17 protein-coding genes are annotated in these 20996 nt (G+C 32.7%); 8 read left to right on the top strand and 9 right to left on the bottom strand.

All coding sequences use genetic code 11. From position 1 onward, the window contains the following. Positions 1-30 precede the first annotated feature (30 nt). From lptE to infA, 4 genes are all read left to right on the top strand, one after another. Positions 31-522, top strand: coding sequence for an LPS assembly lipoprotein LptE (gene lptE / locus B6C99_RS10455; RefSeq protein ID WP_158092470.1), 492 nt, complete (start codon positions 31-33; stop codon positions 520-522). 9 nt (positions 523-531) lie between these two features. Continuing rightward, positions 532-1536, top strand: coding sequence for a DNA polymerase III subunit delta (holA, locus tag B6C99_RS10450; protein ID WP_086359770.1), 1005 nt, complete (start codon positions 532-534; stop codon positions 1534-1536). Continuing rightward, the gene (gene nadD / locus B6C99_RS10445; RefSeq protein WP_086359769.1) at positions 1482-2186 is read left to right on the top strand and encodes a nicotinate-nucleotide adenylyltransferase; all 705 of its coding nucleotides are present in this window, start codon (positions 1482-1484) and stop codon (positions 2184-2186) included. The genes holA and nadD overlap by 55 nt, the downstream gene beginning before the upstream one ends. A 225-nt stretch (positions 2187-2411) precedes the next feature. Beyond that, positions 2412-2630: a translation initiation factor IF-1 gene (infA, locus tag B6C99_RS10440; protein ID WP_025315083.1), complete on the top strand. Its 219-nt coding sequence runs from the start codon at positions 2412-2414 to the stop codon at positions 2628-2630. Between the two features lie 127 nt (positions 2631-2757). Here the strand turns inward: infA and B6C99_RS10435 are convergent, their stop codons facing one another. Both B6C99_RS10435 and B6C99_RS10430 read right to left on the bottom strand, forming a co-directional pair. Next, positions 2758-4224 carry an amino acid permease gene (locus B6C99_RS10435; protein WP_256363510.1) on the bottom strand — a complete coding sequence of 489 codons (1467 nt, stop codon included), beginning with the start codon at positions 4222-4224 and terminating at the stop codon, positions 2758-2760. Positions 4225-4402: 178 nt separating this feature from the next. Next, complete coding sequence (locus tag B6C99_RS10430) at positions 4403-4669, bottom strand: YkgJ family cysteine cluster protein (RefSeq protein WP_086359767.1); 267 nt, start codon at positions 4667-4669, stop codon at positions 4403-4405. A gap of 110 nt (positions 4670-4779) precedes the next feature. Here B6C99_RS10430 and yeiP point away from each other — a divergent pair, with 110 nt between their 5' ends. The 4 genes from yeiP (at position 4780) to B6C99_RS10410 (ending at position 8574) form a co-directional block, all read left to right on the top strand. Continuing rightward, positions 4780-5352 carry an elongation factor P-like protein YeiP gene (gene yeiP, locus B6C99_RS10425; protein WP_086359766.1) on the top strand — a complete coding sequence of 191 codons (573 nt, stop codon included), beginning with the start codon at positions 4780-4782 and terminating at the stop codon, positions 5350-5352. Between the two features lie 14 nt (positions 5353-5366). Further along, positions 5367-6263, top strand: coding sequence for a tRNA 2-thiocytidine(32) synthetase TtcA (gene ttcA / locus B6C99_RS10420; protein ID WP_086359765.1), 897 nt, complete (start codon positions 5367-5369; stop codon positions 6261-6263). Between the two features lie 243 nt (positions 6264-6506). Next, entirely contained in the window at positions 6507-7334 is an 828-nt protein-coding gene (locus tag B6C99_RS10415; RefSeq protein WP_086359764.1) for an MBL fold metallo-hydrolase, read from the top strand. 13 nt (positions 7335-7347) lie between these two features. Continuing rightward, complete coding sequence (locus B6C99_RS10410) at positions 7348-8574, top strand: MFS transporter (RefSeq protein ID WP_086359763.1); 1227 nt, start codon at positions 7348-7350, stop codon at positions 8572-8574. Between the two features lie 47 nt (positions 8575-8621). On the opposite strand, the gene B6C99_RS10405 is transcribed toward B6C99_RS10410, so the two are convergent. The 7 genes from B6C99_RS10405 to sspA all read right to left on the bottom strand — a co-directional run bounded on the left by B6C99_RS10405 (position 8622) and on the right by sspA (position 20813). Then, positions 8622-10790, bottom strand: a complete 2169-nt coding sequence (locus B6C99_RS10405) for an extracellular solute-binding protein (RefSeq protein WP_086359762.1) — start codon at positions 10788-10790, stop codon at positions 8622-8624. 86 nt (positions 10791-10876) lie between these two features. Next, entirely contained in the window at positions 10877-13720 is a 2844-nt protein-coding gene (gene glnE, locus B6C99_RS10400) for a bifunctional [glutamate--ammonia ligase]-adenylyl-L-tyrosine phosphorylase/[glutamate--ammonia-ligase] adenylyltransferase (protein WP_086359761.1), read from the bottom strand. Between the two features lie 1229 nt (positions 13721-14949). Beyond that, a complete protein-coding gene (locus B6C99_RS10395) occupies positions 14950-15867 on the bottom strand; it encodes an inorganic triphosphatase (RefSeq protein WP_086359760.1) in 918 nt (305 codons plus the stop codon). Between the two features lie 67 nt (positions 15868-15934). Further along, complete coding sequence (locus tag B6C99_RS10390; protein WP_086359759.1) at positions 15935-17665, bottom strand: ABC transporter ATP-binding protein; 1731 nt, start codon at positions 17663-17665, stop codon at positions 15935-15937. Further along, complete coding sequence (locus B6C99_RS10385; protein ID WP_086359758.1) at positions 17658-19523, bottom strand: ABC transporter ATP-binding protein; 1866 nt, start codon at positions 19521-19523, stop codon at positions 17658-17660. Before B6C99_RS10385 ends, B6C99_RS10390 begins: the two co-directional genes overlap by 8 nt. Before the next feature lie 195 nt (positions 19524-19718). Next, entirely contained in the window at positions 19719-20129 is a 411-nt protein-coding gene (locus B6C99_RS10380; RefSeq protein WP_086359757.1) for a ClpXP protease specificity-enhancing factor, read from the bottom strand. A 51-nt stretch (positions 20130-20180) separates the two neighbouring features. Then, positions 20181-20813 carry a stringent starvation protein SspA gene (sspA, locus tag B6C99_RS10375; RefSeq protein WP_086359756.1) on the bottom strand — a complete coding sequence of 211 codons (633 nt, stop codon included), beginning with the start codon at positions 20811-20813 and terminating at the stop codon, positions 20181-20183. Between the last annotated feature and the right edge of the window lie 183 nt (positions 20814-20996).

Genomic DNA, 20996 nt, shown 5'->3' with positions numbered 1-20996 from the left:
TGGATAACTAAGATATAGGTGATGATACCAATGAAAAAATATTTGGCTTTGATGTTATTGACAATATCGTTGTCTGGATGCGGTTTTCATTTGCAATATGAACCTGAGGTTCCTACTCGCTTTAAGACACTGTCTTATGAAAGTGGTGATCCATACGGTCGATTGTCAAGGGATGTGAAAGAGTTGCTACGCGATAATGAAGTTACATTAGCTGATGCCAATAATAAAGCTAAATATCCATCATTACGCATAGTCAGTGATTCATTGGATAAAAGCACTATATCAATCTATCAAGATGGTAAAGCAGCAGAGTATCAATTAGTATTGACAGTTCAAGCGCAAGTAGTTATTGAAGGTGAACAAATTCATCCAATTAACGTTCGTATATTCCGTACCTTCTTTGATAATCCAGCAGCTGCATTAGCTAAGACTGTAGAACAAAATTTGATTGAGGATGAAATGTATAAGCAAGCAGCTAAAGAGATCATTCGTAAATTGAAATCCGTTGATTCAGTAAACTAACGACTAGTTATGATTAAAATTAGTGCTGAAAAAATAACCCAGCAATTAGGATCGCCTTATTATTTGATTTTAGGTAGCGATCCTTATCTGCAACATTATGCACAAACTGAATTACGTAATGCTTTTAAACAAGCTCAATATGACGAACAACTTTCTTTCACAATCAATAGCCAAACAGACTGGTCGGCAATGTATGATAGTTGCCAAGCAATGAATCTATTTTCAAGCAGAACTTTACTTTGTATAGATATTGGTGAAGGTGTGTTAAATGTTTCAGTGGCAGCAAAGTTAAACACATTATGTGAAATGTTGACCCCTGAGATTGGCTTGATAATTAGTCTAGTGAAGATCACTAAAACCCAAGAAAATGCATTATGGTACAAAGCGTTATCTGACAAGTTAGTGGTAGTGAATTGTTCTACACCCGAAGCAACACAATTACCACAATGGATAAAAAGCTATTTACAACAAATGCAAATAGCTATTGAATCTCCAGCGATCGAACTACTTAGTTATTACTATGAAGGTAATTTGTTGGCATTAACGCAAATTATTGAGCAATTAAATTTACTTTATCCAAATCAAACTATTTCTTATGAACAAGTTGAGTTGAATATTAATGATTCAGCGATATTTACGCCTTTTCATTGGATTGATGGAATGCTTTCCAATAAAGCAAAACGTGCAACACATGTTTTACAACAGCTTAAAATGAATGATTTTGAGCCGTTAATATTGATGCGGATTATTCAACGTGAATTGATTTTGTTGATCAATTTAAAATTAGCTTTAAACGAGAAATCACCTCGTCAAGTTTTTGATGAATACAGAGTCTGGCAAAATAGAAGAAGTATGTATAATTCTTATTTGAATCGCTTTGATATTAAAGCGTTATTTGCTCTACTGGCGACGTTAACCGATATTGAAATTAGCCTAAAACACAATAATGATTTACCTATATGGGATGCACTGTTGAGTTTAACTATGCAGTTTATGGGACTAAACAAGTGTTAACAGCGTTATTTGGTGGAACCTTTGATCCAATCCATTATGGGCACTTACGCCCAGCTTTAGCCTTAGCCAAAGAGGTAGGATTAACTAAAATTAATTTATTACCAAACCGTATTCCGCCTCACAAACCACAACCAGAGGCCAATACAGAGCAACGTTTAGCTATGTTACAGTTGGCCATAGCGGACTATTCTCTATTTTCAGTTGATACTCGAGAATTAGAACCAAAGCTAACTAATCAGCCTTCTTTTACCATTGATACTCTCAAATTATGGCGTCAACAAAATGGTACTCAGCAAAGTTTAGCTTTTATAATGGGACAAGATTCTTTGCTTAGTTTACCAACATGGAAAGAGTGGCAAAAATTACTCAATTATTGTCATTTGCTAATATGTAAACGACCTGGTTATGCTCAAACATCCTGTGATAGCAAGCTGCAACAATGGATTTATCAACACCAAATCCAAAATAGTCAAACATTACATCAATGTCCTAATGGCTATATTTACTTTGCTAATACACCACTTGAAGCGATTTCTGCGACAGAAATCCGGCAAAATATTGATGACCCACAAAGCTGTAAAAAGTTATTACCGCCCAAAGTCTGGCAGTATATTCATGAGCATAGACTTTATAATTCAAAGAAATGTTAGAAATGACTTTACATCTGAGAGTTTTTTCGGCATTATTTCGCCGCTATATTTAGATATTATAATTATAGCTGTTCTGTGTTTATACTCAAATCAATGAATTTACACACGCCAAAAATTGGTGATTAAGTTGATAAATTCGCTTTTCTAATTTAAGCATAAAGAAAATCGAAGTAATATTAATTGATTTGAGTATATTTAATTTGTATTTAATATTAAGAGGCCCCAATGGCAAAAGAAGATAACATTGAAATGCAAGGTACTATTCTTGATACTCTTCCAAACACGATGTTTCGTGTTGAACTTGAAAATGGTCATGTTGTTACTGCACATATTTCTGGAAAGATGAGAAAGAACTATATTCGAATTCTAACTGGCGATAAAGTAACGGTAGAAATGACACCTTACGATCTTTCAAAAGCACGTATCATATTCCGTAGTCGTTAATATCGTTATCACACTTATTGTTTTACATTATTAACTAATGAATTGATTAGTTATTTTCTCTTTTTTAATACAATTCCGTCGACTAAAGTCGACGGATGTACAAGTTATAATTTAGGTTACTTCCTAATTAATCCATTTGAGAAAAATCCATCTGATCGTATTTTATCCATTTTGTCTTTTTGACAATCTTATAACCAAAGTAAATTGCAAGAAACAATGGAATACCGATGTAAGTGGCAATGACACCGTTCCAATCAATAGTTTCTTGTAAAAATGCCTCGTAATTTTGCCCTAATGTTATCGTCAAACAAAGTATAAAGGCAAAAATAGGGCCAAATGGGAAACAACTAGAGCGATACGGTAATTTATTCAGATCCCGCCCTTGTGACACATAACCTTTTCTAAAACGATAGTGGCTAATAGCTATACCAAGCCATGCAATAAACCCAGTCATACCAGACATATTAAGTAGCCATAAATAAACTTGTTGGTCTTTGTATAGTGAAGTTAAAAAGCATAGCATAGCCACTAATGTTGTCGCAAATAGTGCCATATCCGGTACACCTGATGAAGATAATCGACTGAAGATTTTAGGGGCCTTTCCCTCTTTTGCTAAGGCATATAGCATACGTGTTGAAGCATATAAACCAGAGTTACCCGCGGAAAGGACTGAGGTTAAAATTACTGCATTCATGATAGCAGCTGCTGATAATAACCCTGCATGTTGGAACACTAAAGTAAATGGGCTAACACTAATATCCGTTTCGTCATTACGCAGTAAATTAGGATCAGTGTAGGGAATAATTAAACTAATCACTAAAATCGCAAAGATATAGAATAACAGTATACGCCAAAAGACTTGTTTCATGGCTTTGGGAATATTTTTTTCTGGATCTTTTGATTCGCCCGCAGCAATTCCAATCAGTTCGGTACCCTGGAATGAGAAGCCTACAACCATCGCAACACCGATCATTGATGAAAATCCACCAACAAATGGTGCATCACCTATTTCCCAGTTTTGCCAACCAGCATTTTCAGCACCTTTTAAAATGCCAATAATCATTAATAAACCAACTACAATAAATAAAATCACCGTGACAACTTTAATTAATGAAAACCAAAATTCTGCTTCACCAAAACCTTTTACAGAAATATAGTTTAAGCAAAAAATAATAGTTAGGAATAACAGACTCCACAACCAACTATAAGCACCGGCATCAAACCAATAGGATATCACCAATTGTGCAGCGACTAGGTCAACAGCAACCGTTATTGCCCAGTTATACCAGTAGTTCCAACCAATAGCGAAACCAAAAGCTTCATCTACATAGCGTGCCCCATAAGTCGCAAAAGTGCCAGAAACCGGAAGATAAGCAGCAAGCTCCCCCAAGCTAGTCATTAAAAAGTAAACCATTATGCCGATAATGGCATAAGAAAGCAGTGCACCACCAGGGCCTGCTTGTGCAACAGTAGCGCCTGAAGCGACAAATAACCCAGTTCCGATGGAGCCACCAATGGCTATCATCGCTAAATGACGGGCTTTTAAATCACGCTTTAATTTATTATTCATATTAATTTTCTTCTTGTTAAACAGATTCTAAATATATTTAGTTACTACCTTATGATTAATATCTAGGTTAGTAACTGATTTAAAATAATTTATTACGATATTTATCATTAGCTGATAAATTGTGGTGAAGTGTATCAAAAAAAATTATATGCGAGATAAATAATTCTAATAATCCGTCTGATATGTTAAATATTAGCAATACTTAGCTGCTAGTTAACTGTTCTAATTGAGTTAAATAATCCATCGCTTGATCACGATTTGTTCCACACATTTCAAAACAAGGTTTTAAACGACCGCAAACTAGAGGTCTATTAGTATTACCAAATAATTTACACTGAAAATTCTCGTCTAAATGAAAACAGGCAATTCCGGCTGGTTTTCCATTCGGCATACTAGGTATAGCAGATGAAATTGATGGCGCAATACAACATGCACCACAGTTTTTACGGCATTTGAATGAATCAGTCATTAGTTTAGAGGAATTTGTCGTTGTTTTATAAAATTTATTGGTGACAATAGCAAGTTAAGGGTAAAATAGCGAGCTAAATTTTTAACTCTATTAAACATGAAGAAAGTATTATGGCTAAAGCAAATGAAATAAAACGTGGTGATGCAGTCACCTACAATGGCAAACTATTATTAGTGAAAGAGATTGACGTTCAAAGTCCTAGTGCGCGTGGAGCAAGCACCCTTTATAAAATGCGTTTTACCGATGTGAAATCTGGTGGCAAAGTTGAGGAACGTTTTAAAGGGGATGATATTTTAGATACTATCGAACTATTTCGACGTCCGGTAAGCTTTTCTTATATTGATGGTGACGAATATGTATTTATGGATAATGAAGACTATACGCCATTTATTTTTAAGAAAGATCAAATTGAAGAAGAACTGCTATTTATTCCAGATGGTGGAATGGATGGTATTCAGGTGTTAATGGCTGAAAGTGAAGTTGTTGCTTTAGAACTGCCACAAACAGTTGAACTAGAAATTATTGAAACTTCACCAAGTATCAAAGGTGCTTCAGCAAGTGCACGAACAAAACCTGCAACACTATCAACCGGTCTTGTCATTCAAGTACCAGAATATATTGATAACCACGAAAGAGTTAAAATTCATATCGCAGAACGCCGATATATGAGTCGAGCGGAATAATCTATTAAATCGTGATGAATACATATAACCAAAATAAATTACATAAACGATTGCGACGTCTTACAGGTGAAGCTATCGCTGACTTTAATATGATCGAGGAAGGCGATCGTATAATGGTCTGCTTATCAGGCGGTAAAGACAGCTATACATTGCTGGATATTCTTATTAATTTAAAAATTAGCGCACCAGTACAATTTGAATTAGTCGCAGTTAATTTAGACCAGAAACAACCTGGTTTTCCTGAACATGTCTTACCTGAATATCTTGAGTCATTAGGTATTGAATATAAAATTGTCCAAGAAAATACTTATGGAATTGTCAAAGAAAAAATTCCAGAAGGTAAAACAACCTGTTCTCTCTGTTCTAGACTTCGACGTGGTATTTTATATCGTACTGCAACTGAACTTGGTGCAACAAAAATAGCACTAGGACATCACCGAGATGACATTTTAGAAACACTATTTTTAAACATGTTTTATGGAGGCAAACTTAAAGCCATGCCACCTAAATTGATGAATGATTCAGGTGAGCACATTATTATTCGACCTCTTGCATATTGTAAAGAAAAAGACATTGCAAAATATGCTGAAATAAAACAATTTCCTATCATTCCATGTAATCTTTGTGGCTCACAACCTAATTTGCAACGGCAAGTAATCAAAGAAATGCTAAATGATTGGGATAAAAAATTTCCTGGTCGTATCGAAACCATGTTTCGCGCTACACAAAATATTACTCTTTCTCATTTATGCGATACCAATCTTTACGATTTTAAAGGGATTAAGAAAGGTGATATTGATATCAATGGTGGCGATTTAGCCTTTGACCGTGAAGAATTACCCCCTACAGTCGGATTTGATGCGTCAGAACTCGACGAACAGGATCTAATTCTATGGAAAGAGGCTAACTAAAATTACCCTCCAACATCTAAACTCTTTTATTATCGGCGATAAACAATATCGTCGATAATTATTTAATATTAAAACAATAACCTATTTTATAGAAACTTTGATCCTGCTCACGAATTAACAAAAAAAAATACCATTTTTGTTGTGGTTATTATGACATTAAAATAAAATTGAAACGTTCCAATTTTTGCTAACATAATGCTAAAACTAGCATAAAAACAATCTAATTATAGATAGGAGAACAATGTGAAACTACAGTTTTTGGGTACTGCCGCCTCTGAAGGTATCCCAAATCCTTTTTGTAAATGTGAAATTTGTGAAAAATCTCGCCAACAAAAAGGTAAAAATATAAGAACTCGAAGTTCGATTCTTATTGATGATATTATGCAAATTGATTTTGCCCCTGAATATAGCTATCAAGTAATGAGAGAAAACATTGACGTTACTAAAATAAAGGACTTATTGTTTACTCATACTCACCCTGACCATTTTAATGTTGGCGATCTATTTAGTCGTATGGTGGACTATGGATTTAATATCGACCATCCGCTGTATATTTATGGCAATGATATTGCAATAAATGGTTGCTTAAATGTTTTACCTGGATATAGTCCTGAGCGTTTTGTATTTAATTTAGTGGTTCCATTTCAAACTGTTGTGACATCAGCTGGTTATACCGTTACTGCATTGTTGGCTAATCATGCTAAATGGGAATTTTGTTTTATTTATTTAATCGAGAAAGATGGTAAAACCTTACTCCACGGACATGATTCAGGTTATTTTCCTGAGCTAACTTGGCAATGGTTGAAAAATAGCGGTAAAAAAATTGATATGGCAATTTTCGAGTGTACTTACGGCTATAAACAAAATGATAAAACCAATAATCACATGAGTATTGAAACTGTTATTGCAGCTCAAAAACGCATGTTAGAAGAAGGTATTTTTGATTCCAATACTCAACTTATCACATCTCATCACTCCCATAGTAGTGGCTTCATGCATGATGAATTAGTTGAAATATTTAAACCTTATAATATTCAAGTGTCCTATGATGGCTTAAAGAAGACGATTTAATACGGAGCAATATATGTTTAAAATACCACGTTTACTGGTAATGATGTTTTTACAATATTTTGTGCAAGGTGCATGGAATATGGTTATCGGTGCAGTACTTGCTGCTTATGGATTGAAAGAAATTGTTGGTTCTACTTATTCAGTTTTAGGAATTGCAACCATCATTTCGCCACTTTTTATTGGTATGATTGCTGATAGATTCATCGCATCTCAAAAAGTGATGGGGATATTACACATTCTTAATGCCGGTGTTTTATTTATCATTCCTAACTTTGTTGAAAGTGGCAATATTGTCGGCTTTTTAATAATGATATTTATTGTTGGTTTATTATTCTATCCAACAACGGCTTTAGCAAATAGCGTAAGCTTTAGGCATATAGATGGTGTGCGTTGGTTCCCAATTATTCGTGTATTTGGTACTATCGGCTTTATGATAGTAGGATTAATTCTTGGTTACACTGGTTTTTCAAGTTCTATCAATTCATTTTTACTTGCTTCTGGTGCTTCTGTGGTTTACGGCATTTATTGTTTTACTTTACCAAATACTCCACCAACCAGTAGAAATAAAAAATTCTCAATTCGAGATGCTATGTGTTTAGATGCCTTATCTCTTTTTAAAGATAAATATTTCACTATATTCATGCTTTCTACCTTTATCTTAATGATAACTAAAACTGCATATAGTGCTTATTTACCCGTTTATTTGCCTGTATTAGGATTAGAACCAGCATCAATGATGCAAATTGCTATTGCTACAGAAGTGCTATTTATGTTCCTTTTATCTTTCCTACTAGGTCGCTTTGGATTTAAAAAGATCATCTTATTCGGTGCAATTTGTTGGATAATTCGTAGTATGATGCTATCGTTAGCCGCAACGTCAGACGGTAATATGTTCTTCTATATTATTGGCACTTTATTGTTACAAGGTATTTGTTGGGATTTCTTCTTTACCGCGGGCGATATTTATGTTGATAAAAAAGCTGGCCCAGAAATCAAAGCTCAGGCTCAAGGCTTACGTTTTATTGTTTCTAATGGCTTTGGTGTATTTATGGCGGCATCGGTATGTGGATTTATCAATAATCGTGTTGTTACTGAAAAAACATTACCTAATGCTGGACCTCAATGGCAAGAGTTTTGGATCTATCCAGCTGTAGTTGCAGCAATTGTTGCGGTAGGTTTCTGGTACTTCTTTAGAGACAAAGATGTCATCATGACACCTAAAAAAGTAGAATCAGAATAATCCATTCACAGTTAACGATAAAAAGTTACGTAAACTATGGCTAATAATTATTTATTAGCCATAGTTTTTTCTATCTCAACATTAATCAACTCTATGATTTGCATTGAACTATATTGATTAGTTATCCACTGTGTTAAATATTTGCCAATAATGCTTTCAATCAATCTTAAATTAATCGCATTACCAGTCATACTATTTTCCCGAATACCATTAGTGTATTGTTGTTGTACCACTGGTAACCATGGATAACTCTTAATAATTCTATGATTTTGAAAAATAGATTTTTGTGCCGTAGCGCCACCAAGTAATGCTATTTGTTCACTGATTTCATTAGAATAAAGCCAATCAAAAAAGATTTTAACTTGTTTATCTTTTTGACTATATTTCGACATACCAAGTGATCCGCCACCAAATAAAGATTTTCGACCAGGTACTTTTGCATATCCAACTAAAGGTAAAATATTACGATGATTGATATAACTAAATAAATTCATATAAACAATTAACATTGCAAGTTGGCCTTGTTCAAATAAATTTACTGATTCTTGCCACCAAGGTGATTGTATATTTCTTGCTACCTTTATAAATGATTGCAACTGATTTAAAGTATTAAGAGCAATAGTCTTGTTTAAGCCTAATTTATTGCCATTAATTAATTTACCACCTTGAGCATAATAACGAACTAAAAACTCTGATGCAATGAGTTCATAATTGCCTAAAGTAATGCAACTGCCAAATTCTACTTGTGATTCAGGATTGTGTTGTCGACTAAAAAATTGTGCAATTTGATCAAATTCAGTAAAATTTTTAGGAACATTTAGTTGTTGTCGATATCTTTCAAAATAAGCTCGTTTACTTAATGGGTCATTAAATAAATCTTTACGATAAAAAAGCATCTGTACACTTGGGTCAAAAGGAATCGCATAAGCAATATTATCTACATAACTAAAGCGTTCGATGAGTTCTAGTGGATATTTTGCCAATAAATGATCGAAGTCGATTGCTAATTTTGATAAAGGTTTGAATACTGACGGTGCAAACCAAGGTAATCCTGCCATATCTATTCGAATAATGTCAATGTCTTGATGTTGATTAAGTTGATTCAAAATATGATATATTTCGTCGAAAGGCTTAATAATTAAATTAACATTAATACCATACATTTTCTTGAAATGAGGGAGTAATTTTTTAACCGCTTGTGTTGATGGACTTGGTAAGATTAGAAAATTAATGATTTCATTATGTTTAGTTTTATTTGCCGAATTTGAATCAGGTAATAATGAAAAGCCTTTATTATCAATATTGGTTACAGTTTCTCCCTCTACCAATTTCATAATTTGTTCACTTAATATGCCATAGTTCATATGGTATTGATAGATATTGTCTTCATAATAAAAATTATTGTTCGTTAAAGTATAAATTGGTGGGCAGTCTTGTTGACTACCAAAATAATTCGCATTACGGACAAAATGAGCACGCTCCATATCCATGGTAATAATGGCATCATACTTAATCTGCTCATCAGCAAAAAAACTAAATGCTAAATTATAAGTACCGTTAGATGGCTTGGAGGCAATATTATTCAATACTACTGAATAATTATGTTTTTTAAACTGGCTTTGTAAACCTTTTTTAAAGGATTGAGAATGAGTATGATGTTCTGAATTACTAAATAATCCAATTAAATGATACGATTTATCGATCAACTCATTAGCAATGTCTTGCCCTGCTTTCTCATAATCTAGTGAAATAAATTGTAATGCAGATGAAGGTTTTCTATAAACAAAAATTATTTTCTCTTTTGGCAACTTAATTTTTTGATAATATTCACAAGCGTCAAATAATGAGCTAACAGCTATAACAGCATAATCTCGTTTAACAGCCACCTTTTGAATTAATTGTAACTCAAGATCTTTTGAATCATAGGTTAAATAAAGTGACAACTCATAACCAAGCCGATTAGCTTGATTAAACAAACCATCATATAAATTACTATATTGTTCAGATGTAATATTGGGTAGTATGACCGAAATAGATTTAGTTGAACCTTCTTTTAAATTTTTAGCAGATAAATTAATTTGATAACCTAACCGTTGTATGGCTTGTTCAACCAATTTGATTTTTTTTACACTAACATTCCCTCGATCATTAAGCACGTTTGAAACAGTTCCATGAGATACGCCGGCAAGTTTTGCAATATCTTTGATTGTCGCCATTAAGTTATAAACTCCATTAAATTCATTCAGCAATCAAATCTAACTCATTAATTAATAATAAAAATACTTTAGTGATTGGCTAAATACTATTTAAGCCATTTTAGCCAACTTTGATTCACAATCTTTTTTTCTAATTTGAAGTATGAATCATCAACTGTACTCGGTAAAAGTTGTAATGATAATTGATGAATTTCATTACGCATATCAATATATACTTTAGTTAATTGTTCAGCTTCTTGGCTATCCATAATTTGATAATTTGCCGCTAATTCTAAAATCCGTACGTTATCACTCCATGTTGTCATTTTAGGATATTGATGAGCATAATTAAGTACCAGATATTGGGATAAGAATTCAATATCACCAATACCACCTTCATCAATTTTCAAATTAAATCGATGTTGCTCTGTTGTACCTAGATGGGTCCGCATCTTTTCGCGCATCTCTCTAACTTCGGTTTTTAATATCTTTTCGTCACGAGGTTTACATAAAACATCATGCCTAATTTGGTTGAAGCGTTTAATCAGTTCTATTTCACCATATACAGCTCTAGCTCGTACTAATGCTTGGTGTTCCCATGTCCAAGCTTCATGCATTTGATAGTCATAAAAGGCATTTAAACTACAAGCTAATAAACCTGCATCACCTTGTGGACGTAAACGAACATCAACTTCATAAAGAATTCCAAAGCTGGTGCGAACATTGAAGAGATGAATAATCCTTTGTACTAATCGTAAATAAAATTGGCGACTATCAATTTGTTTATCACCATTAGTTATGCTATCTACAGGGCAATCATGAAGAAATACCAAATCTAAATCTGAACCATAACCCAATTCCCAACCACCTAATTTGCCATAAGCGATAATAACCAATCCTTTATGATTGTCAGTTAAATGTGTAGGTTTACCATAACGTGCGACCATTTGATTCCATGCCATTTGCACAACAAAATCAATTAATGATTCTGCAACATAGGTCAAATGATCGCTTACCTTCATAGTATTTAATACCTGCTCAACATCGGCAGCCGCTATATGCAATAATTGCATTTGCTTAAATTGTCTTAGTGCTTCAAGTTGTTGTTCTTCATCATCAACCTCAATACGAAGTAAGTATTGATACAGTTCACTCTTATATTCATTTGGTGAAACAGTTTGATAAAGTGAGTTAATATCTATTAGTTCATCTAACAAAATTGGATAATGAGCTAGTTGCTCACTAATCATTGGCGAGGCACTACATAAACGAATTAACTGCTTCAATGCTGTTGGATATTCAAGGAGTAATTCTAAATAAGTTGTTCGGCTAACAATATTAACTAATAAATGTAAGATTCGTGATAATAGTACTAATGTGTTTTTATCAGTACAAACCAACTCCAATAATCGTGGCATCAATTGGTCAAGTATTTCACGACCTCGTACTCCAATTGTCCGTTTACCAATATCATCACGAAACTGACAAAGCATTTGATATAGTTTTTCAGCATTATCATGTGAGTAAGAAGTCAGTACTGATGTAACATCACTTAATTGCAAATCTGGCACCCAAAGATCATCAAATTGTTCATTGTATTGCTTAGAATTAGATACTGATTCAGATGTATCTTCACCGATAAGTTGATTAAATACTTGCCGATTAAATTGCATTCTTTTAGCAAGATCAGATTCAAATTCATACCAATCATTAAAGTTCATACTAGTGGCAATACGAATTCGATCCAGCTCATCGTCTGGCAATGCTTGTGTTTGCTCGTCATGTATAGCTTGAAGTAAATTCTCACAACGACGTAAAAACAAATAGTTTTCTCGCAAAGTATCTACTTCATTCACACTAAGTAACGATTCTTGTTCTATTACTTGTAAGGCGGTTAATAAAGAGCGGGTTTGTAGGCCCACGACGCGCCCACCACGTATAAGTTGAAAAACTTGTACAATAAATTCAATTTCACGAATACCACCAGCACCAAGTTTAATATTGTTAGTCAAGCCTCGACGCCGAACTTCACGCTCTATCATGCTTTTCATATTTCGTAATGACTGCAATACACTGAAATCAATATAACGGCGGTAAACAAATGGTTTTAACATTTGGTAAAGCTCTTTGGTGTAGGGTTCTTGCTGATCACCCAGTATTTTTGCTTTTACCATAGCATAACGTTCCCAGTCTCTTCCCTGCTCTTGATAATAATCTTCCATAGCAGAAAAACTTAAAACCAACGGACCGCCATCACCTAGCGGACGTAAACGCATATCAACGCGGTAGACAAAACCATCTTCAGTAATTTGGTCTAGTGTTTTAATTAATCGTTGCCCTAAACGAGTAAAAAACACAGCATTATCTAATTCTCGTCTCCCACCTTGAGTTTGTCCATGTTCAGGGTAGGTAAAGATAAGATCAATATCTGATGAAAAATTCAGTTCACCACCACCTAATTTTCCCATGCCTAAAATAAGTAAAGGTTGTGCTTGCCCTTGTAAATTACATGGAGTTCCCCATTCTTTACAACTAAGCTCATAAAGCCAATCACGTGCGGTGATAATAATCACTTCAGCTAGCTGCGTAAGTTGTAATAAAATTTGCTCATCATTACTTGTTTGGGTTAATTGTGACCATTCAAGCCTTACCAGAATATAGCGCCTAAATAATCTTAATACTTTCATTAGAGCTAATTCATCAAATACTGATGCTAGTCTTTCATTTAACCATTGTTGATAGAAACATCTTTCATCAGCTTGAGGGGAATGAGTAATAATATCTGTCAGCCACTCGGGAAATCGATAAAAAGCATCAATCAGAAAATCACTTTGTAGCAAAATATTAAGGTTATCAAGTACTTCTTTTGAATCACATTGTGACAATTGAGATATAATCTTTTGTTTTTGCTGAGCAATTAATGGTGAAACTAACGAGCTTGGCTGGGACATAATAAGCACTCACTTAAAATATTTATATATTGATAAAATCACCTATTTAAATATTATAAATGACTTTTTAAGTTCACCTATCTTTTTATTAAACAAATCGCGAAAAACAGTATTGATATTTTTTCGCAATCTATTTACCGATAAAACTATAGCAGCTGACTATCGTTAGGTCTTATATTGCTTGTTTACCTTATCATTGTTATTGGTTATAACGTAACGGCCAATAACAATGTTATATTCTTTGATTCGAATAGCGGGTTAATGTTTATCAAAAAACAGTTTTGTCATCTTTCTTACCAATAGACAACTTGAAATCAACAAAGTAATTAAAAACACCCATAAGTAGAACCATCCAAAAGTACTAGAGATAAAATCGTATGGTAGGAGATTATAGATATAGTTGTAGATGTATAGAATAAGTACTAATAAAAGGCAGTTTAATATAAAGGTAATAAGCGAACTAAAAATTACCTTTTTTATGACCAAAATTTCTGTTACCGCTGTAAAGCATTTTCTTAGCAAGAAATAACCAATTATATTTACTATTGATAAAAATATAGCCAATAAAACTATAGAGGAAATCAGGTTACTTAAACTATAATACATACCATTGAAAATCAACAAATATGACATGGTTATAAAGTAACAGTTATAAAAACAGATGAATAACCCCATATGTAACTTCTGACTTTCTGTTTGGGTTAATATCATTTCGTTACAGATATAATTTTTTTTGAATAACCTAATACTAAGATAAGTACAAAGTGTTATAAAAAAATAGATAATGAGATACTCAATTAGATGAAATATATCTTGAGAAAAATTATAGTCATAATTAATATTTAAAAATCTTAGTTTAGACACAATCCAATCATAACTATAAGAGTAGAAACTCCAGCGAAAAACCATATCGCTTAATACCATAAATATGGCAATTAAAAAGGTATTAATAATGTTTTTCTGATTAATTATGGTAATGGAATACTGATTAAATGTTATTGTGGAAATAATAAAAAGAATTACTGAACTAGGTATTTGAAGTAAAAAATTGATTAAAACTTGCTTAACAATTTTCAAGCCAATCTGATGAGTCGTACTATCTGACAATATAAAATCGTTATCAAATCCAATAAGATAAATAACGCTAAAAATACTATATAGTAACCAATAAAATATTACTAATAATAGTGGTAATTTGAAGAGGGTTGTTTTCATTTTAATTCGTATACCTATTTTTTATTTATTTCAAACATTAACATCAACTTGAACTTGGTATTCACCTCGCAATAAGCAAACTGTTCAATCGAGTCAATAAATGGTATCGCCATTTGCCACTGTTTAAAATCAGGCTCAATTTGCAGATTTTTGTTAATAAGTTTCTCGTTTATTTGAATAAGTAGCTGTTTATAAAAAATTAAATCATTATTTGCTAAAGCATATTCTTCATTTTGTTGCCAAAAGTTTAGTAGATCGGCTAAATCTTGCTCAATTTGTGAGGAAAGAACAGTAGGAGTTAAGGTTAAGTTATCTAATAAACGATAGCCCCGAGAAGCTTTACTTTGAGAAAATAGATGTAAGTTAAAACGACTTAATTCAATCGCAAAGTTGAGCAAATCTTGTTTATTGCCTTGTTTGATTTCTAACTCTACCTCTTGTATTGGCATAGATTGACCATTTGAGGTAATTTGCCCCAAATCTAAAGCAACTTCAATTTCGCTATTGGCAAATGAAATCAGCCAAGTTTGCCGTTTAAAATTGGTGGTAAAAAGAGGCCTTAACTGCGTTAATCCATTAGGTAATGCCTCTTTCGGTAGGACACTTAAATCGAGCTTATCATTAGGTAAAGGTTGATTAATTTCAATGCGTTCATGTAACCCACCTATAGAATTACCTTTTGATTTTAAGGTAATTTCAAAACACTTACTTTGCTCAGTTTCTGTAGTTCGAATTCGAAGACCACAACCATTAAGTCGTAAAAAATGATCTTCAGTATCGTAATAAGTATTAATCAAATTTAATTGACTAACCAAATGTTGTTGCGATGAAAACTCGGCTTCATCACAACATACCCATTGATTTAAGTAATTTTGTAACTGCTCTATATCACTTTGATTGATTTGAAACTTTAATTCAATTTCGTTACTCATTTGTCTGTTTTTTATCAGTTATTTTGTTATATGATATACTGATTATTTTCAGAAATATAGCCAATCATTAATTAATAGACAATGTCTGTTTTTGTAGGCTATAAAGCTTAGTAAATAAGCCATTTTTATCCATTAATTGCTGATAATTGCCTTGTTCTACAATTGAACCTTGATCTAAGACAATAATATTATCAGCACCAACGATAGTTTTTAAGCGATGAGCTATAACAATGACAGTTCTATCTTTTACTAGATTAGCAATGGCTTCTTGAATATAAACTTCATTTTCAGGATCCAAAGAAGCGGTAGCTTCATCAAGCAAAATAATAGGTGCATTTTTTAATAATGCTCTCGCAATTGAGATACGTTGCCGTTCACCGCCAGAAAGTTTACTACCGTTTTCACCAATTAATGTATTCCAACCATCTGGTAATCGAGCTACTAGCTCATCACATCTAGCGATTTTAGCCACATGTTTTACCTCTTCATCAGTAGCATTATGCCTACCAATTCGAATATTATTCATAATAGTATCATCAAACAATACCACCTTCTGAAAAACAAAAGCCATTGAATGCATTAATGTTTCCGGATCTATTTGCTTAATATCTTGATTATCTATAGTGATTTTTCCTGAATTTACATCCCAGAAACGAGCAATCAACTGTAATAAGGTACTTTTACCACTACCAGATGGCCCAACTAGTGCTGTCATTTTTCCTTCAGGTATAGCGCAACTTACATTATTAATAACACTTGTCTGATTATAGGAAAAATTAATCTGATCAATATTGATATTATAGTTAGTAAAAGTCACATCATCTCTACCTTCCATAATAGGTTCATTTTGCAGACTCTTCATTCTATCGATAGAAACCAGCATATAGAACAGTTCAGGTAATAATGTTAAAACTGAAATTAATGGACTATAAATTCGCGAACTAATAATCACAAAAGCAATAAAAGTAATTGGATCCAAACTTCCAGAAACCATTAAGGTTACCCCGAGTAAAACAACAATACCTAAACCCACTTGCAATGTCATAGTAGACAAAGTAACAATAATTCCACCTATTCCTTCAAACTTAATCGATGCCCACATCATATTTTTCAGTGCTTTATCTAAACGATTGAATTTTTTACCACTTAATCCAAAACCTTTTATGATTTTTATACCATCAAGATATTCTTGAACCTCATCGGAAACAGCTAATTTAGCTTGAACATGTTTTTCACCCAATTTTTGTTCGAGTCTTTTACCAGCAACAACAATAATAATAGCTATGGGCAAAGTACAAAAAATTGCTGCAGCCATCCGCCAATCATAGAATGCTAATAAACAACAAGTTATTAGACTACTAACAGAATATCCTATTAATTGCGGTATAACATGGCTAAGCATATTTTCAATAACCGCACAATCGCCCATAATGTTTGCGGTAAGTTCAGAAAGATCTTTTCGATTAAAAAAGCTCAGAGGTAATTTGCGAAGTTTTTCAGCGACCGCAATTCGAGTATTGGCTGCTTGACTAAAAGCATTAGCGTAAGTCTTTTTATATTCTTTTTTATAACATACTAAAAACAAAATCGCAGATAACACACCGAAGCCTGCCATTATCCAAAGATAATAAACATTCACTGGTATTTGGTTAGTTAAAGGCTCAATTAACAACATAATTACCTGTAATAAAATTATGAAAGGCAGCATTAATGTTAAATTGGACAATGTACAAGCAATAATCGCTTGATTAAGATTTTTACTTTCTATATCGGACAACATCAATATTTTTTTAAACATGTGCTACCTCATCATTATGACAAGAGTGATCTGAATGACAATTATTAGCAGAATTTGGTTGATCCATTTGCCAATCTAATGTTTGCTTGTAATATTGCCACATTTTGTAATAGGTATTTTGTTTATCAATAAGTTGCTGGTGGGTTCCTTTTTCAACAATACTTCCTTTATCTAATACCACAATTTGATCGGCATCTTTTATTGTTGATAGGCGATGGGCAATCATAATAACGGTTTTACCTTCCATTAATACTTTTAAAGCAAGTTGAATTTTGTATTCATTTTCAGGATCAGCAAAAGATGTAGCTTCATCAAGAATCAGTATAGGTGAGTTTTTTAGTAATGCTCGAGCAATTGCTAATCGTTGCATTTCTCCGCCAGAAAGATGCACCCCCTTAGAGCCTATTACAGATTGATAGCCATCAGGTAATTTCTCAATAAAATCATGACACTGAGCAGCTTTAGATGCGGCAATAACTTCGTTTAGATCGGCATCTGGTTTGCCGATTTTAATATTATCTAAAATTGTTTGTTTAAAGAGAAAAACATCTTGAAACACAAAACTCACTAATGATAATAAATATTCACTACTCATTTGCTTAATGTCTACATCACCAATGGTTATTGATCCTTCCCCAGGATCAAAAAAGCGCGGAATGAGTAATGAAATGGTACTTTTGCCACTACCAGAAAGCCCTACTAATGCTGTTGTTGTTCCTTGCGTGGCAGTAAAAGAGATATGATTTAGGGCATTACTCTCTAAAGAGTCATTACTCTTATTCTCATCATAAGAGAATGTAACATCATTAAAACAAATATCATATTTTTTAACCTCAAGGCCTGATTCCGGTTCAGTCAATGATTTTATATTGAGAACAGTATCCATATTTTCAACACTTTTAACTGCCCTTTGAAAACCTTGTGATACATATAAAAGTTTGAAAAAAGGTGCCGGCAAAGCTAGGGAGAAAATTAAATAGAAAATAGATGACAAAATAAAATTGGCATAATTTTCTGTTGTACCTAATAATAAAATCATTACAGGAATAATAAAAAGATAGATATTATTTAATATGAGCAAAAACAGTGCCATATGATATTTAAAACAATCTATAAACTTAAGACAATATTGTTGATAAGCTTTGATAGATTCATAAAATCGTTTAAAAGAAAAGAAAGTTTGATTAAAAGCTTTAACCACTGTTATACCACGAATATATTCAACTGAAGCATTACTCATATCAATTAATCGGGTTTGAAACTCTTGCATATTGTTTTTAATTTCTTTACGACGATAACCACTTTTTAAAACAATATAAGCTAAGATGATTGGTACTAATGTTGCCAAACCTAAACGCCAATCGAAAATGGCTAAAATAATAAAAATAATAATTGGAGTAGCAAATGAACCAATCATATCAGGCAACTGGTGTGCAATAAAAATCTCTATTTTTTCAATATCATCATCAACAATTTTTCGTAATTCGCCACTTGAATGATTAGTATAAAATCCGAGAGGTAAACATGATAAATATCTAATAAAATTGTACTTTAAATGATAAAGCGTTTTAAATGCAGCAATATGCGAAAGACAAAGTGCAACAAAATTTAAAAATATTGAAGATGCCGCAGAAACAAAAGCTAACCAACCATAATTGATAATAAGCTCATTATTTAATGTAGTGTTGTTGGCTAAACTGATAATTATTTCATAAACAATGTAATATACTGAAATAAAAGGAACAAAAGCAGTAGCAACACTTAAGATTGAAAGTAAACAAGATAAAATTATTAGTACTTTATATCGAAAAGCAAGTTGCCAAAGGCGAGAAGTAGGATTGTTATTACACGTTTTCATAAAATAAACACTCCATTATGGTAATAATAATCATTATCAATTATAAAATTTAAAATAACAATTATTTTTGCCCCTACTTTGATTTATATTGGCTATTACTATTATAGATATTACAGACAAAAAAGGACTATCCTATTTATGACCATAATATTAAGATTATAAATAAGATAGTGAAATTTTTGATTATTCAAATAATTATTTGACAACTCGGAAAGGATTAGCTGGTTTTGGTTTAATATTTTCTGCAGGTTGGTTCACTCCTTCTCTAAGAGCTTTATAATATGGCTCATCCTCAAATCCCATACCAACACCATTTTCACGTGCATAAATAGCTTCAACAGCTGCCATTGGTACAACAATATGTTGAGGTACACCAGAAAACCTAGCATTAAATTCGATTTGTTCATTATTAGCAAAATACTGCCCGACCGATTGCGGTGCAATATTAAGTACTATTTGATTATCTTTTATAAACTCTTGCGGTACTAATACGCCATATACAGAAGTATCAACCACAATATACGGAGTTAATTCGTTATCTAAGATCCAGTCATAAAAAGCCCTAAAGATATAAGGACGACGAGGAGTCATGTTATCAAGTTCCATAACGGTACCTTATTTAATTGCTAATCTGTCGTTAGATAAAAAAACAAACTATTACGCTCTAATTTTCTTTTCATCTTCAGTTAAAGAGCTTATAAAAGCTGGTCGTTCAAAAATGCGAGCCATATAAGCAAGATAATTTTTCTCGGCAACTTTTGGCAACTCAATACCAATCATAGGTAAACGCCAAAGCAGAGGAGCAAAATAACAATCACATAATGTAAAATCATCACTCATAAAGTAATCTTTTTCTTTAAACATTATGGAGATCGATACTAGATCATCAAGTAAATTTTTACGCGCTTGTTTGGCAGCTTCGCTGTCCGGATTAGCTAAAATTGTTTCGTAAGCGCTATACCATTCTTTCTTAATGCGATACATGGTTAATCGAGAATTCGCTCTTACAATTGGGTAAACAGGCATTAGCGGTGGATGAGGAAAACGTTCATCTAAATATTCTAATGCAATATGTGGTTCATATAAGGTAAGGTCACGATCAATTAGTGTCGGAATTGAACCATATGGATTTAGATCCAATAATTCTTGAGGTAGATTATCTGCCGTAACAAACTCGATTTCAGCTGTTACCCCTTTTTCTGCCAACACAAAACGAATCTGATGGCCATAAATATCTGTTGTATCACAAAATAATGTCATTACAGAACGTTTATTAACAGCAACAACCATGGTCACTCCAAATATGCAAAAAGTTAAAATAAGTTTATATTAATGACTATTCTAACAAATTGGATAACAAATTTGTTAAAAAAAATAAATTTTCTTTTTGTTTTTTCTCAGATTTGTATTCTTTTCATCTTATAAACAGATTATATTTTTTGAGGGAAATAAAAGATTTATAATATATTATAT

The sequence above is a fragment of the Gilliamella sp. N-G2 genome, assembly GCF_002142215.1.
Lineage (GTDB): Bacteria > Pseudomonadota > Gammaproteobacteria > Enterobacterales > Orbaceae > Gilliamella.
The sequence above is the reverse complement of the archived record's forward strand: the minus strand, read 5'-3'. Positions and strand labels throughout refer to the sequence as shown.

What these genes read in the sequence shown, in the direction of transcription:
- lptE (WP_158092470.1), top strand. Translation starts at nt 31, where the DNA reads ATGAAAAAATATTTGGCTTTGATGTTATTGACAATATCGTTGTCTGGA.
- holA (WP_086359770.1), top strand. Translation starts at nt 532, where the DNA reads ATGATTAAAATTAGTGCTGAAAAAATAACCCAGCAATTAGGATCGCCT.
- nadD (WP_086359769.1), top strand. Translation starts at nt 1,482, where the DNA reads ATGGGATGCACTGTTGAGTTTAACTATGCAGTTTATGGGACTAAACAA.
- infA (WP_025315083.1), top strand. Translation starts at nt 2,412, where the DNA reads ATGGCAAAAGAAGATAACATTGAAATGCAAGGTACTATTCTTGATACT.
- B6C99_RS10430 (WP_086359767.1), bottom strand. Translation starts at nt 4,669, where the DNA reads ATGACTGATTCATTCAAATGCCGTAAAAACTGTGGTGCATGTTGTATT.
- yeiP (WP_086359766.1), top strand. Translation starts at nt 4,780, where the DNA reads ATGGCTAAAGCAAATGAAATAAAACGTGGTGATGCAGTCACCTACAAT.
- ttcA (WP_086359765.1), top strand. Translation starts at nt 5,367, where the DNA reads ATGAATACATATAACCAAAATAAATTACATAAACGATTGCGACGTCTT.
- B6C99_RS10410 (WP_086359763.1), top strand. Translation starts at nt 7,348, where the DNA reads ATGTTTAAAATACCACGTTTACTGGTAATGATGTTTTTACAATATTTT.
- B6C99_RS10405 (WP_086359762.1), bottom strand. Translation starts at nt 10,790, where the DNA reads ATGGCGACAATCAAAGATATTGCAAAACTTGCCGGCGTATCTCATGGA.
- glnE (WP_086359761.1), bottom strand. Translation starts at nt 13,720, where the DNA reads ATGTCCCAGCCAAGCTCGTTAGTTTCACCATTAATTGCTCAGCAAAAA.
- B6C99_RS10395 (WP_086359760.1), bottom strand. Translation starts at nt 15,867, where the DNA reads ATGAGTAACGAAATTGAATTAAAGTTTCAAATCAATCAAAGTGATATA.
- B6C99_RS10390 (WP_086359759.1), bottom strand. Translation starts at nt 17,665, where the DNA reads ATGTTTAAAAAAATATTGATGTTGTCCGATATAGAAAGTAAAAATCTT.
- B6C99_RS10385 (WP_086359758.1), bottom strand. Translation starts at nt 19,523, where the DNA reads ATGAAAACGTGTAATAACAATCCTACTTCTCGCCTTTGGCAACTTGCT.
- B6C99_RS10380 (WP_086359757.1), bottom strand. Translation starts at nt 20,129, where the DNA reads ATGGAACTTGATAACATGACTCCTCGTCGTCCTTATATCTTTAGGGCT.
- sspA (WP_086359756.1), bottom strand. Translation starts at nt 20,813, where the DNA reads ATGGTTGTTGCTGTTAATAAACGTTCTGTAATGACATTATTTTGTGAT.